The 13,052-nt window shown below is 45.5% G+C and carries 10 protein-coding genes and 2 tRNA genes; 7 read left to right on the forward strand and 5 right to left on the reverse strand.

Annotated features, from left to right (window positions below; genetic code table 11):
- The first annotated feature begins 114 nt into the window (after window positions 1-114).
- The 5 genes from ACG3M1_RS10035 to ACG3M1_RS10055 all read left to right on the forward strand — a co-directional run bounded on the left by ACG3M1_RS10035 (window position 115) and on the right by ACG3M1_RS10055 (window position 6,824).
- Window positions 115-951 carry a MetQ/NlpA family ABC transporter substrate-binding protein gene (locus ACG3M1_RS10035; RefSeq protein WP_008819424.1) on the forward strand — a complete coding sequence of 279 codons (837 nt, stop codon included), beginning with the start codon at window positions 115-117 and terminating at the stop codon, window positions 949-951.
- 186 nt (window positions 952-1,137) lie between these two features.
- Window positions 1,138-1,905, forward strand: a complete 768-nt coding sequence (locus tag ACG3M1_RS10040) for a hypothetical protein (protein WP_002608626.1) — start codon at window positions 1,138-1,140, stop codon at window positions 1,903-1,905.
- Window positions 1,906-1,946: 41 nt separating this feature from the next.
- The gene (locus ACG3M1_RS10045) at window positions 1,947-3,077 is read left to right on the forward strand and encodes an exonuclease SbcCD subunit D (RefSeq protein WP_008819423.1); all 1,131 of its coding nucleotides are present in this window, start codon (window positions 1,947-1,949) and stop codon (window positions 3,075-3,077) included.
- Entirely contained in the window at window positions 3,067-6,093 is a 3,027-nt protein-coding gene (locus ACG3M1_RS10050; RefSeq protein ID WP_008819422.1) for an SbcC/MukB-like Walker B domain-containing protein, read from the forward strand. The genes ACG3M1_RS10045 and ACG3M1_RS10050 overlap by 11 nt, the downstream gene beginning before the upstream one ends.
- A 5-nt stretch (window positions 6,094-6,098) precedes the next feature.
- Window positions 6,099-6,824 carry an NAD-dependent protein deacylase gene (locus ACG3M1_RS10055; protein ID WP_008819421.1) on the forward strand — a complete coding sequence of 242 codons (726 nt, stop codon included), beginning with the start codon at window positions 6,099-6,101 and terminating at the stop codon, window positions 6,822-6,824.
- A gap of 209 nt (window positions 6,825-7,033) precedes the next feature.
- On the opposite strand, the gene ACG3M1_RS10060 is transcribed toward ACG3M1_RS10055, so the two are convergent.
- The 3 genes from ACG3M1_RS10060 to ACG3M1_RS10070 all read right to left on the reverse strand — a co-directional run bounded on the left by ACG3M1_RS10060 (window position 7,034) and on the right by ACG3M1_RS10070 (window position 9,233).
- The gene (locus ACG3M1_RS10060) at window positions 7,034-8,632 is read right to left on the reverse strand and encodes an ABC1 kinase family protein (protein WP_008819420.1); all 1,599 of its coding nucleotides are present in this window, start codon (window positions 8,630-8,632) and stop codon (window positions 7,034-7,036) included.
- Complete coding sequence (locus ACG3M1_RS10065) at window positions 8,616-8,918, reverse strand: phasin family protein (protein ID WP_008819419.1); 303 nt, start codon at window positions 8,916-8,918, stop codon at window positions 8,616-8,618. The genes ACG3M1_RS10060 and ACG3M1_RS10065 overlap by 17 nt, the downstream gene beginning before the upstream one ends.
- Before the next feature lie 239 nt (window positions 8,919-9,157).
- Window positions 9,158-9,233 (reverse strand) — tRNA-His (locus ACG3M1_RS10070).
- Window positions 9,234-9,352: 119 nt separating this feature from the next.
- Here ACG3M1_RS10070 and ACG3M1_RS10075 point away from each other — a divergent pair.
- The gene (locus ACG3M1_RS10075) at window positions 9,353-10,198 is read left to right on the forward strand and encodes a DegV family protein (protein ID WP_008819418.1); all 846 of its coding nucleotides are present in this window, start codon (window positions 9,353-9,355) and stop codon (window positions 10,196-10,198) included.
- Window positions 10,199-10,243: 45 nt separating this feature from the next.
- Complete coding sequence (locus tag ACG3M1_RS10080) at window positions 10,244-10,990, forward strand: hypothetical protein (RefSeq protein ID WP_008819417.1); 747 nt, start codon at window positions 10,244-10,246, stop codon at window positions 10,988-10,990.
- An 825-nt stretch (window positions 10,991-11,815) separates the two neighbouring features.
- On the opposite strand, the gene ACG3M1_RS10085 is transcribed toward ACG3M1_RS10080, so the two are convergent.
- Window positions 11,816-11,903, reverse strand: a tRNA-Ser gene (locus ACG3M1_RS10085).
- A 458-nt stretch (window positions 11,904-12,361) separates the two neighbouring features.
- Entirely contained in the window at window positions 12,362-12,955 is a 594-nt protein-coding gene (locus ACG3M1_RS10090; RefSeq protein WP_008819414.1) for a hypothetical protein, read from the reverse strand.
- Window positions 12,956-13,052 lie beyond the last annotated feature (97 nt).

The following is a 13,052-nucleotide window of genomic DNA, read 5'->3' on the forward strand; positions in this document are numbered from 1 at the left end:
TCGAATGTGCAGCTCACAGATTCGACAGAAATAATCCGGAGCCAGATGTGTGTATGCAGATACACAGGCTCTGGCGCATAAATTAAAACAATATAGAAAGTTGAGGGAAAGAACATGAAATTAAAAACATTGGCAGTTGGATTATGTACGATTGCACTGCTGGCAGGCTGCGGTGCAAAGGGCGATGATGCCAAAAGTGAAAAAGAGGACAAGACGATTCGCATCGGTGCGAGTGTAACACCGCATGCGGAAATTCTGAAGCATGTGAAGCCGGCACTGGAAAAAAAGGGCTACAAGGTTGAAATCGAAGAATTCACAGATTATGTAAAACCGAATCAGGCACTGGTCGATGATGAGCTGGATGCGAATTTCTTCCAGCATAAGCCGTATTTGGTCGACTGGGCAAAAAAGGCTAATGTCTCAGACAAACTCACAAGCGTGTTTGCGGTACACTTTGAGCCGCTGGGTATCTATTCCAACAATCATACATCATTAAAGGAGGTTGCTGACGGACAGAAAATTTCCGTGCCGAATGACCCTACCAATGGCGGACGTGCGTTGAAGCTGCTGGCAGATAACGGAATTATTACTCTGAAAGAGGGCAAGGGTGTCGATGCGACGAAGCAGGATATCAAAGCATATAATAAAAAGGTGGAAATTATTGAAATGCAGGCAGAAACCTGTGCGACAAGTCTTCCGGATGTTGATTTTGCAGTTGTTAACGGAAACAATGCCCTGAATGCAAAAATCAGTGACAAGGTGCTGGTGACGGAATCCAAGGATAGTGAGGCTGCGCAGACCTATGCCAATATCATTGCGGTACAGACAGCTCACAAGGATGATGAGAAAATCAAGGATTTGATTGCGGTGCTGAATACCGAAGATGTAAAGAAGTTTATCGAGGAGAAATATAACGGGATCGTTGTACCACTGGTACCGGTAAACGAATAAAAGAAGAGAGATATAGATGCTGGATTTATCGGTATTCTATATCTTTTTCTTTTCTCTGCCTGCTGATGAAATGAAATTGTAAGTGTTTTCTTTGTGTAAAATGATGTGATTTCCCATGAATATGACAAAAATCAGTGGCTTTCTACTATGGAAAACAGTATAATAGAGAGTACATAAGGAGGGCATATGAAAAACATTAAGACATATCTGAAAAAGAACGGCTTTTTTGTTTTCTTGCTGACTGTCATACTGTTGATTATCATTGCCTTATCCGTCTATATCTTTGTAAATACGCAAGCGCAGCAGGAACCGGTGAAGCCGGTGGTGACAACACCGGAGCCTGCACCTGCAAAGACAACAGCGGAAATCACGCAGTTTGAAGGAGAATATCGAAAGGATTTGCGATATATCGATGTCACCTGGAGCTATGAAAAGCATTCTTCCACAATCAACAGTGTAGAATTGTACATCAACAATACGTATGTTGACAATGTATCGGACTACAGCAGCTATCAGATTTCAAAGGATGCATACAATTACGCAACCGGAGAAAATGTGCTTCGCCTGATTCTGAATTTATCAAATGGAAAGACTGTGGAAAAAAAGACAAAGGTTTTTGTTAATTATGTAATCAGTATGGAGCAAAGCGTAAGGCAGGTTGGCAATGCCACGGAGGTAACACTGAAATATCAGTATGATAAAGTGCATCCTGTCGATGTGCCGAGCATCTTTATAACCGATGCCAGTATCGTCAGCGGGGAAATTAAGTATATCGGCACACAAACCAAAACCAGAGATGGCAGCGTGTATGCGGAAACGACCTATCAGATCAACTGGCCGGAGGCAGTGGTCACCTATCAGCAGTTTGATGTCCGCTGGTCCTTTAAGGATATACAATACAGTAAGGATTTTCTGGCAGAAAAAGGAAAAGCAGTGGAACAGGCAACGGAGTAGGGCAGATAAATCTGCCCTGTTTTCAGGTAAGGAGGACAGGAATGAGAGTATTACATACGGCAGACTGGCATTTGGGAATGGATCTATATAAGGTGACGCTGATGGAGGATCAGCGCTGGTTTAAGCAGCAGCTGAAAGCGATTATCGAGGAAGAATGCATCGATGCCGTGCTGGTGGCGGGAGATGTGTATGATACGATCCTGGCCAGTAAAGAGGCGATTGAATTATATGATGATATCATGTATATGCTGTGTATGGAGCTGAAAAAAAAGGTGATTGTAATTGCCGGTAATCATGATTCGGCAACCCGTCTGGCATCCCTGTCAAGGCTGCTGGAGGGGATGGGGCTGTATATCATCGGAAGTCTGAAGGAAAAGGTGAAGGGAATCCGGGTGGATGACTGTATGATATACCCGATTCCGTATTTCCATGTGGAGCAGGTAAGAAAGGTCTACCAAAAGGACGTGCATTCACAGGCGGAGGCTTTCAGCTGTATTTGTACGGATATTCTTTCTACGGCAGACCATGCATATCGGCCGATTGCCATGGCGCATGCCTTTCTGGCAAATGCCGAGGTATGCGAGAGTGACCGATTTGCGAATGTGGGTGGAGCGGAGCTGGTTCCCTCCGCTATATTTGACGGGTTTTCCTATGTGGCCATGGGACATCTGCACCGCCGTCAGCATGCCGGTGGGCGTGTTTGGTACAGTGGCTCACCGTTGCCGTATTCCTTTTCGGAGGCTGATCAGCCCAAGGGTGTGCTGATTTATGACAGTCAGACGGATACGGTAACAAAACGGGATATTCAGCCCCTGCATCCACTGCAGGTATGCAAGGGAAGCTATGCGGATTTAAAGGAGAGAATGCTGAAGCATACAGTGCCGGATCATGCCTATGTGAAAATTGAGGTCACGGATTTGCCGGTATCCTATGAAATGCTGGATTACTTTCGACAGGGCTATGAGAATCTTCTGCAGCTGAGTGGAAAAAGCATGGAGCAGGAACAGACGAATATCACGATACGATTACAGGATTTGGAGACGATATCCGATTTGGACATTGTACAGCAGTTCTTTCAGGATTATTATGGGGAAGAGCTGAGTGAAGCAGCGAGGCAGCTGTTTTTACAGGCACAGCAAAAGCTGGAGAAAGAGGAAATGTATGCGACCTGAAATATTGAAGCTGCAGGCCTTTGGTCCTTATGTAAAACAGCAGTGCATCAATTTTCATGTATTTGACGAACAGCATCTGTTTCTCATACAGGGGGAGACAGGAAGCGGAAAGACGATGCTGCTGGATGCGATGACCTATGCGCTGTATGGGAAAAGCAGCGGTTCTCAACGGGAGGATCTGTATAGTATGCGCTCCCGTTTTGCCGAGGTGCAGGATGCGACCGTCGTTGATTTTCAATTTCAGCTTCATCAGCGAACCTATCGGTTTGTGCGAACGATTACGATGCGTAAGAAACGCAATCAAGAGCTGACTCCTCAGATGCAGATTGATGCCGGAGAAATAGTCGATGGGGAATTTGTACCTTTCTTTGAAAATCCAAAGCTGAAAAATGTTGAGGAAAAGGCGGTGGAGCTGCTGGGTTTGAGTTATGCGCAGTTTGTACAGGTTATGATCCTGCCGCAGGGGAAATTCGAGCAGCTCTTAACAAGCAAAAGTGAAGAAAAGCAGGAAATATTGAAAACACTGTTCCAGATGGAGCGCTGGACCGGAATCAATCAGGTTCTCAGCGATACCATGAAGCAGAAGCGGGAACAGCTGGATATGAAAAAGCAGCGCAGGGAGGCATTGCTGAGCGGAATAGAAATGCAGAGTCCTGAAGAAATCACAGTATGGCTGAAGCATGCCGGAAGCACGCGCAGAATACTGGAACAGGAGGTAAAGCAGAAGCAGGAGTTGCTGGAGCAAATCAAGCAGGAAGCAGCACAGCAACGACTGAGAAAAGAACAGCTGACACTTTTGCAGCAGGCAGAGCTGGACTGGGAGCGACTGCTGCAGCAGGAAGAAGACATGAAGCAGCTCTATGTTTATCTGGAAAGACAGAAGGAGCTGATAAAGGTGCTGCCGGAATGGAATACATTGCAGCAATGCCGCAATATATGGAAACAGCGCGTCGATAACCTGCATGCTGTGGCGAAGCAGCATGAGCTTCTAAACCAGCAGAAGCAGGCAGCCCCGCTATGGCAAACGCAGCTGCAGGAGTATAAGGGGCAGGAGCAGAATCTGCGTCAGAAGCTGCATGAAGCACAGGAGCTGCGCCCGCTGGTTCAACAGCTGCAGCAGCTGCTTGTTAAAGACAATGCTCTGCGGGAATTGCAGGATAAACAGCAGCAGCTGGTGGAGCAGAAACAAAAGCATTGCAGCGAGCTGAACAGCAACAAGGAGCAGCTTCGACAGAAAATAGAGACAGCTCAGCTGACACTGGATGGACTAGAGCATGCTGCGCAGCACTTTGCGGTATGGAGGCAGGCGGATTACCATGAGCTGCAAAGAATCCAGCTTTCCGGTATGCTGAAGGCTGAGGAAGCCGAAGAAAAAGAGCTGATTCTGCAGATAAAGCTGCGGGAAGAGCAGCTGATACCGCTGCAGCAGGCCTATGATGAGGCGATGCGTACCTATCTGAACAACAGTGCGGTACAGCTTGCGGCTTTATTAAAGGAGCATGAGCCCTGTCCTGTATGTGGAAGTACGACGCATCCCGCACTCGCTGAAACGAAGGCGGCGTATCAGGATGTTGTGCAGCTAAAGCAGCTGCAGGAACGTTTGGATCAGGAAAAGGAAGCAGTGCAGGGAATACAGCAGCAGCTGGAGCATGTGCGATTATCCATACAAATGAGACTTACTGCCATGCAGGAGCATCAGAAAGCCATACAGACTCTTTTGCAGCAGCCGTTTTCCCAGACGGAATTTACCAGACTGCAGCAGAAACAGCAGCAGGCTGAACAGCTGAACCTGGTTCTTCATGAGCTTCTGCAGCAGCAGGAGCGATTACAGCAGAAGCAGCAGGAGGAGGATGCCGCATTGCAGCAGCTGCAGCAAAAACAGCAGGAGCTGCATACGGAGGCTTTGTTGAACGATCAGCAGAGAACAGTACTGCAGGACAGTATTCCCTGTGAGCTGCGCAGTCCGCGGGCGCTCAGTGACTGTTTGCAACAGCTGCAGCAGGAGCTCGACCTCACAGTCGCACTGGTGGTAAAGCAGGAAACAAGGCTTCGACAGCTGGAAATCAACCTGGCACAGCAGCAGCGGGATCATGAGCATGCACAAAAGGAAGAGCAGCAGGCACAGCAGGCACAGCAGGCTGCAGAAATATCTTGGCAGGCAGTGGCACAGAACAGGATTCAGGAGGAGGAAATGCAGGGGCTAAAGCAGGAGGATCTGCAAAAGCGGGAACAGCAGCTGCAGGAATATGCGCTGAAAAAGGAACAGCTGAAAACAAGGATACAGGATCTTCAACAGCGCTGTGCTGCGATTGCAGAACAGAATCTGGAGGCATTGCTGGCACAGCAGGAGCAGCTGATGCAGGAGGTGGAGCAGCTGCAACTAAAGCTTGCGGATATTACGACACATGAAGCGATGTATTTACAGGTGCAGGCCTCCATCACGCAAATTCAGAAGGAGCTGGATGTTGAAGAGCCTGCATTTGTAGAGCTGGCTCATTTCGTCAGAGCCATGCGTGGCGATAACGGTATGGGGATTGAACGATATGTTCTGGGAATCATGCTCGGCAGCATTACGCAGCAGGCAAATCAGCTGCTAAAGCTTGTTCATAATGGACGCTATCAGATTTTCCGCAGTGATGAGGCGAGTGGCAGAACACGAAAATATGGTCTTGAACTATCCATATATGACAGCTATACCTGCAATACCCGCAGTGTCGTTTCCCTGAGCGGCGGTGAGAAATTCCTGGTTTCGCTTGCGCTGTCACTGGCATTATCCGCCGTTGTACAGGCAAGAAACGGCGGTATTCAGCTGGACACCATGTTTATCGATGAGGGCTTTGGAACGCTGGATGAGCACAGCATAGCAGATGCACTGGCTGTATTGCAGATCATGAGCAGCAGTCGCGGCTATGTCGGTATTATTTCCCATGTTGAATTGCTGAAGGAAAATATACCGGCCGGTATTCTGGTGGAGAAGAGCAGAGAAGGCAGTCATGTACAGATCAGAAAGGTGTGAAGCATATGTATGATGAACTAAAAAAAATACTGACACAGAGTGACAATATCGTTTTTTTCGGTGGTGCGGGTGTCAGTACGGAAAGTAATATTCCGGATTTTCGATCACAGAGCGGTATTTACAGTAAGAAGACCTATCCGTATCGTGCAGAAACGATGATCAGCAGTGAGTTCTTTCATGAACATCCCGAGCAGTTTTATGATTTTTATTTTCATGAAATGGTCTATGAGCGGGCACAGCCAAACGATGCGCATCTGGCGTTGGCAAAGCTGGAGGAAATGGGAAAATTAAAGGCAGTTATTACGCAGAATATTGATGGTCTGCATCAGAAGGCCGGCAGTCACAAGGTTTTGGAGCTTCATGGCAGCATACACCGCAATCGCTGCCAGCGTTGCCGTGCAGAGTATGATCTGCAGGAAATGCTGAAGCAGAAGAAGCAGGTGCCGCGGTGTCCGAGCTGTAACGGCATCCTGAAGCCGGAGGTTGTATTGTATGGAGAAAGTCTGGATATGCAGGTCATGGAGGAGGCGATCCTTTTCCTTTCACAGGCAGATGTGCTCATTGTCGGAGGAACCTCCCTTGTGGTGTATCCGGCAGCCGGGCTGCTTCAATATTTTCGGGGATCAAAGCTGATATTGATTAACAAAGAGGAGACTGCGATGGATCATAGAGCGGATCTGGTTATTCACGACGCTATTGGAAAGGTCATGAAAGAGGCAGTTTTGGTATAAAGTAAGGAAATCTGAAAAACAGCTTTGGCGATAAGCTGTCGCATACTATCAAAGTAAAGTCTGTCACAATTCCTGTGTTCTTTCTTACTTCGGGGTGCTTGCAAAAAAGAGAATTCGAATGCTATTGATAATATACAATAGTGTGGAATTCTCTTTTTTTATGTATTCACGATTGTGTAAAATCCGATTCCTGTACAGCTTTTTTATGCTTACCGGCGTTTGTCCTTTAACACGGTATACAGCAGCCACATGCCCAAAAATACGGCGGTCATATAGCCGATAAACCCAATGGCGGGTATACCGAGCACCTTGGGCGTCATATCGGTTGTACAGATCAGGGAGCTTGCCATGAGCAGACCGCAGGATACGATTCCGACAACCAGCTTATTGACCATGTGATTGATGGTTTTTAAGGGTACGCTGGAATCCATGATTTCCAGATTCAGCTTGATGCGTCCCTTGGTGATCATCCGCATGAGCTCACTGAACTGGATAGGAATATCGAGTGTGCGCTTTCCGGCCTCATAGAGCTTTCTTCCCGCATTTACCGCTTCCTTTTTGGCATCCAGTTTTTTGAATATATGCTCGCTGACATGGGCTGCCGCTATCTGAATGATATTCGTCTTCGGATCCAGCAGCGTCATGGTGCTTTCCATGGTTACGAGTCCTCTTGCCAGCATGCTGATGCCTTTCGGCATGGATATACGGTGCTTGTGTGCAATGGTAAAGACCTCCTGAATCGCATCCCCCAGATTGATCTCATTCAGGTCCATATGGATATATTTCTTCATGAAGATTTCCATATCGTCATAAAACAGCGTGTAATCAATCCGGCCGTCGTGAACTCCCAGCGTCAGGATGACATCGACCATCAGCTCGGTATCATTGCTTCCAATGGCCTGTACTGCCTTTTTCATAAGGTCCTTGTCGCTGCGCTGCAAGGTTCCCATCATGCCAAAATCAATCCAGATGATCTTTCCATCCCGTATGCGAAGATTTCCAGGATGCGGGTCAGCGTGGAAAAAGCCGTCGTCCACGATCTGCTTGATGTAGTTCTCTGCCAGCTTGGAGGCAATTTCCCGAAGGTCATAGCCGCCTTCCTCCAGTGTTTTGCGATCGTCAATGACAATGCCGTCAATGTATTCCATGACCAGCACCCGGCTGGTCGTGTAGGCCTGCTCAATCAGCGGCGCACCGATATAGGTGATAGACTGATGATTCCGGGCAAATTCCATGGCAAAGCGCGCCTCATTCAGAAAATCCATTTCCTGCTTTGCGGTAAACCAGAATTCATCCATCACGATATTGATATCGATGACGCTCCCCAGCACCTCACTCAGACGCAGCAGCTTTCCAGCTCTACGAATCAAGGAAATATCCCGTTCCATCATCTCATAGATGTAAGGACGCTGCACCTTGACAACGATTTCTCTTCCATCGAGCAAAGAGGCCTTATGCACCTGCGCAATGGAAGCGGAACCCAGCGGTATACGCTCAAAGCTGGAGAATACCTCCTGCATGGGACAGCCGTATTCTTCCTCTATGACGCGCTGTACATCTGCAAAGGGCAAAGGTGCGACATTATCCCGCAGCTTGACAAGCTCCTTGCAATAGCGTTCACTGAACATATCCTGCCGGCTTGCCATGATCTGTCCGATTTTAACGAAGGTAGGACCCAGATCTTCCAGAATTTCCCGAAACTTAACCGGATCAACTCCCTTTGTGATATGATGCTTTTTCAGAATTCCCAGAATCTGAGCAAGCCGGCGTTTACTGCTCAGCGTTTTCGCTTCATTCGGATTGCTCATTCTCCATGCCTTTTTCGAGTTCTTCAATATGGGCCTTCAGCATTGCAAGGTCGTCCCTGCTGATCTTTTCCAAATCCTTGCGGATGCTTTCCGTATCAGCCGGAGTTCTCAGCTTTTCCCGAAGGTCATGCTTCAGCTCCTCGTTCAGAATTTTACCCTGTTCAACTGTTAATTCACCTTTTTTCACAAGAGCATCAATTACGTCCTTTGATTTTTCTGCTGTAGTGGCAACGGCACCAATGCCTGCCAGCATGATTTTCTTAATATCCTCACTGATGGTATTCATAAAAAATGCCTCCTTTTATTTACATTTATTGTAACACGTTTTCTGTAAAAGTATGAATCTTTTCTGTGAAAAGAATTTCTACGTATGTGCTGCCTGCGATACACGCTTGTGGATGGATTAACAGCTATTTGCGAATCCGGCACTTATCTTCACATAGTCTGCCTGTGTCTTCATTATCGTGGGGTAATCAACTGTCTATATAAAAAAAAGAAGTCAATTGACTTCCTGATTGTTTTCTATGGGGCGACTGATGGGAATCGAACCCACGAATGACGGAGCCACAATCCGTTGTGTTAACCACTTCACCACAATCGCCATAGCGTTCCTGACGTTTTATCAGGCGAGTTATATTATAGCCTATTCATTATGTTTTGTAAATACTTTTATTGAATTTTTTTGTAGAAATGTTATAATGCCTTTTAAGGAGTGATTCCATGAAAAAAATAGCGTTGATGTGTGATTCCAGCGCAGATATTACCAAAGAAGAGGCTGAAAAGCTTGGGATACATGTTTTACGGATGCCCATTACCATAAATGGAAAAGAATTTATCGAGGAAGAAACAATTTCCGATCAGGATATTATCGAGGCACTTGGTCAGAATAAGAGTGTTAAAACGGCACAGCCGATCATCGGTACGATGACACGTATGTGGGATGAACTGCTGGAAAGCTACGATGAAGTATTTTACATACCGCTGACAAAGGCTTTATCCGGCACCTGCCGTGTTGCGATGGGGATAGCGGAACAATCACCGTATCAAAATCGCGTGTTTGTTTTGAATTCTGATTTCGTGTGTTATCCGGTTGTTCATATGCTGTTAACCGCTCGCGATATGTTTGAAAAAGGATATACGTGTGTACAGGCAAAGGAAAAGATTGAGCAGGAGGGTGAGCTGTTTGCTATTCTGATTCCGGAAACTCTGACCGCATTAAAAAACGGCGGACGCATTTCGCCTGCTGCCGCAGCGCTGGCAGGATTATTGAAGATACAGCCATTGCTGAAGGTGGAGCATGGGGCGATTGATCTGGTTGACAAGGTGCGAACCCTGAAAAAAGCTTACAAGGAGGGAATCGAGGTTGTTTTAAAGGATATCGATCCAAAGGAATATGACTGGATGATCATTGATGCCTATAATCGAAAGGTCAGTGATGAACTGAAGGCAGCATTGGAGGAGGCGTGCGGACAACCGGTTGAACAGCGGATTTTCAAGTCTGTCATCATGTCACATACCGGACCGGGAACCATCGGCTTTGGAAGAATTAAGAAAATTCGTTATTAGAACTCAGGCGGACTGAGTTTTTTCATAAAAACCAGGAGGGAATGTATGGATGGACATATTACATTAAAGGGGAATTATCACAAGGATGTGCTGGATGCTTTTGTGGAGCAGGCGCAGAAAACAAAGCTGTCACAGCTGGTGATTCTGGAGCCTTCCAGTATGTTTCTTGAGTGCGCTTCCTTATATAAAGAGGTTAGGGCGACATATCCCTGCCAGCAGGAATGGTATCAGGCGCAGAATATCTGTTCCATTATGGACTATCATGCGTTCATAGATGCGATGCGCAGGGAATCGTTTCCAATCCCTGTGAAATTTGGTATCTGTGCCGATTATTTTACACAGCATGAAATACTTTTATCTCAGATGAAGGCGGCCTATTCCTATGATTGCTTTGTGGGATGTATTCGCTTTATTGACAATATTGCATATTCCTGGGACCCGCAGTCAAAGGAGATGCTCTGGGATAAATACAATGCGGCATTTTTATACCGGCGCTATTATGAAATGATGTATGCATTGATCACCTCCCGTTTGTTTGACGGAGTGAGCGGCTTTGATAATATTCATCATATGCAGATGAAGCCGGGATATTCCCTGCAGCATACCTATAACAAGCTGGCGATGCTGCTTGCCCTGCAGCATATGTATGTGGAGGATGATGCAAGGGATGTGCTCAGTGTGCGGGGAAGCAGCGGAAGACTGAGTGAGGCATTTCGTGAAATATGCATGGCAAAGCATATACGTATCGTCCCCTGCAGCTATGCGGAAAGACCGGAGGAAATGTGTTACTGATCTTTTTGATACCGGCAGCTCATGCTGCTGTTTAATAGGGCTGCTATGCATTTGATTCAGGTGAACAATTTAGAAAAGTATGATACTGCTTATGCAGGGGATCCGTTTGCTTTCCTCTTTTCAAGCATGCAATTCACATTCAAGAAAGAGTTCCTGATGTCGATTATCAAGCTGAAATTCATTTTGTATATAGATCAAGGAAACCATAAACCGAACTCACAGCGCCAGGGCACACAGGAAATAGAAGATCAGGTCTAAGTTTGAAAATCGTTTACGGGTATTGGAAAGTGATATAATTTAAAAAATTATTATAACAATTCAGATGATGCAAAATAGGATCATTCAGTTTGTGAATGGAATAAATTTTCAAAAGATTTTGCCAGGATCAAAGAAATGCTCGATTCACGACAAATGGAAGGCTGCTACTATTCTCTGGAACGTTGTTAATGAGTCATCATCACCTAACATTCATTCCTATGATTTCGTTTCGTCATACAATATAAGGATGTAGTATACAAAATTAAGAAATTATATTAGGTTATCAGCGATTCGTCATCAGATAGTAATCGCTTTTTTTTCGGAAAGGAGTGTTACATGACACTTCTTAATTATCGAAAAAGCGTAGCAGTGCTTTTGCCTGATACCTTGTTTATAGTTACTGTGTCGGTTATTCATTTTTTTGTATGCTGTGCGGAACATAAATTCGATATGATTATCTTGTTTTCTGATAACAGCATGCCTGTGTTTTGCATAAGTATCTTTTACCCTGATTTTCAGTCAGCGTGAGCATAAAAAAAACGTCCCGTATGGGACGTATATTATCAATGGCGGAGAGCATGAGATTCGAACTCACGGTAGCTTTCACTACGCCACCTTTCCAAGATGGTGCCTTAAACCGCTCGGCCAACTCTCCAAGGTTACCTCTATTATTTTACTTATTTTCAAAGAAATGTCAACAATAAATTGTATAATTTCCTATTTTTTTGTTTATTCAAAGCTGCTGTTCGCCCGTTTTATTATAAGTATAGCTTTGATAAGGAAAAAAATACCGTCTGGCAGTAATCTCATACATAAAGGAGTATCCTCTATCGTATCCCTGAGCGATGCGTGATGACTGTTCAAACAGGGAGAAGTGATGTTCTTAAGTATACGGTATTGTGATTCCTGCTCTGCTGCTTAATACTACCTCCATTTTGTACTATGTATGCATTCGAAATCTACATACTGATAGAGAATCTATACAGCGGTATGCAGATTCCTTCATATTTGTTAATCTGCATATTAGCGCTTATCGTTTGTGCGAATGGCTTTGGCAACCCGGAAGAGGTCTGCTTCAAATAAAAAACAGAAGCTTTTCAGGGCTTCTGTCCGTTACTGCTCCTGCAGCAGATTGAGATTTGCACTCAACAGCTTTTCCAGCTGCGCATTATCACTGCTCACCATCCAGACATCCTCTGATTTCTTCAGCTGTATCTGAACATCCGTAGTTTTCATGACATCTGTTTTCTGCAGACTTTTAAAGAGAACAGTTGCGATGGCTGCTTCGGTTTCCGCATCGCTGACATCCTTTTTGCTAAGCTCCTGTACCTTCTTCTCTGCCTGCTCCATACCGGATTTCAGAGTTTTTGAGAAATCGTACTGCTTGATTTTCACTGTGACAGTTGCCTGATTGTCCTGGATGGTTTCCTTGCCTTCCTTATGCTCAAAATACATCATTTTCTCATATGTCTGCTTCTGCAGCTTTTTGTCAACAGAATCCATATAATCACTGTCATCGACTGAAAATGCTTTTATATTGAAATCCTTCCAGTCACTGGAAGCTTTTACCGCATCACTGTCCTGATTTTGAATGCCGTTTAAAAAGGCTGCCGTCGTTTCCGCAGGGGACCGTGGTGTTTCTTTTTTTGTACAGCCGGATACAGTACAAAGACACATCAGTGCAAGCAGTGCAATCCATTTTTTCATATCGGTACCTCCATATGCGTAATTGTACCACAGCTTTCTGCTTTTTTGATATCTGTGATTGGAAATAATAGAAAGATTTACATGAATTAGCGGATTT

The sequence above is a fragment of the Clostridium sp. 10cd* genome, from assembly GCF_044336395.1.
GTDB classification, from domain to species: Bacteria; Bacillota_I; Bacilli_A; order Erysipelotrichales; family Erysipelotrichaceae; genus Clostridium_AQ; species Clostridium_AQ innocuum.

Excerpts from the sequence above, each read along its gene's own strand:
- ACG3M1_RS10035 (WP_008819424.1), top strand. The coding sequence starts at position 115 with ATGAAATTAAAAACATTGGCAGTTGGATTATGTACGATTGCACTGCTG.
- ACG3M1_RS10040 (WP_002608626.1), top strand. The coding sequence starts at position 1,138 with ATGAAAAACATTAAGACATATCTGAAAAAGAACGGCTTTTTTGTTTTC.
- ACG3M1_RS10045 (WP_008819423.1), top strand. The coding sequence starts at position 1,947 with ATGAGAGTATTACATACGGCAGACTGGCATTTGGGAATGGATCTATAT.
- ACG3M1_RS10050 (WP_008819422.1), top strand. The coding sequence starts at position 3,067 with ATGCGACCTGAAATATTGAAGCTGCAGGCCTTTGGTCCTTATGTAAAA.
- ACG3M1_RS10055 (WP_008819421.1), top strand. The coding sequence starts at position 6,099 with ATGTATGATGAACTAAAAAAAATACTGACACAGAGTGACAATATCGTT.
- ACG3M1_RS10060 (WP_008819420.1), bottom strand. The coding sequence starts at position 8,632 with ATGAGCAATCCGAATGAAGCGAAAACGCTGAGCAGTAAACGCCGGCTT.
- ACG3M1_RS10065 (WP_008819419.1), bottom strand. The coding sequence starts at position 8,918 with ATGAATACCATCAGTGAGGATATTAAGAAAATCATGCTGGCAGGCATT.
- ACG3M1_RS10075 (WP_008819418.1), top strand. The coding sequence starts at position 9,353 with ATGAAAAAAATAGCGTTGATGTGTGATTCCAGCGCAGATATTACCAAA.
- ACG3M1_RS10080 (WP_008819417.1), top strand. The coding sequence starts at position 10,244 with ATGGATGGACATATTACATTAAAGGGGAATTATCACAAGGATGTGCTG.
- ACG3M1_RS10090 (WP_008819414.1), bottom strand. The coding sequence starts at position 12,955 with ATGAAAAAATGGATTGCACTGCTTGCACTGATGTGTCTTTGTACTGTA.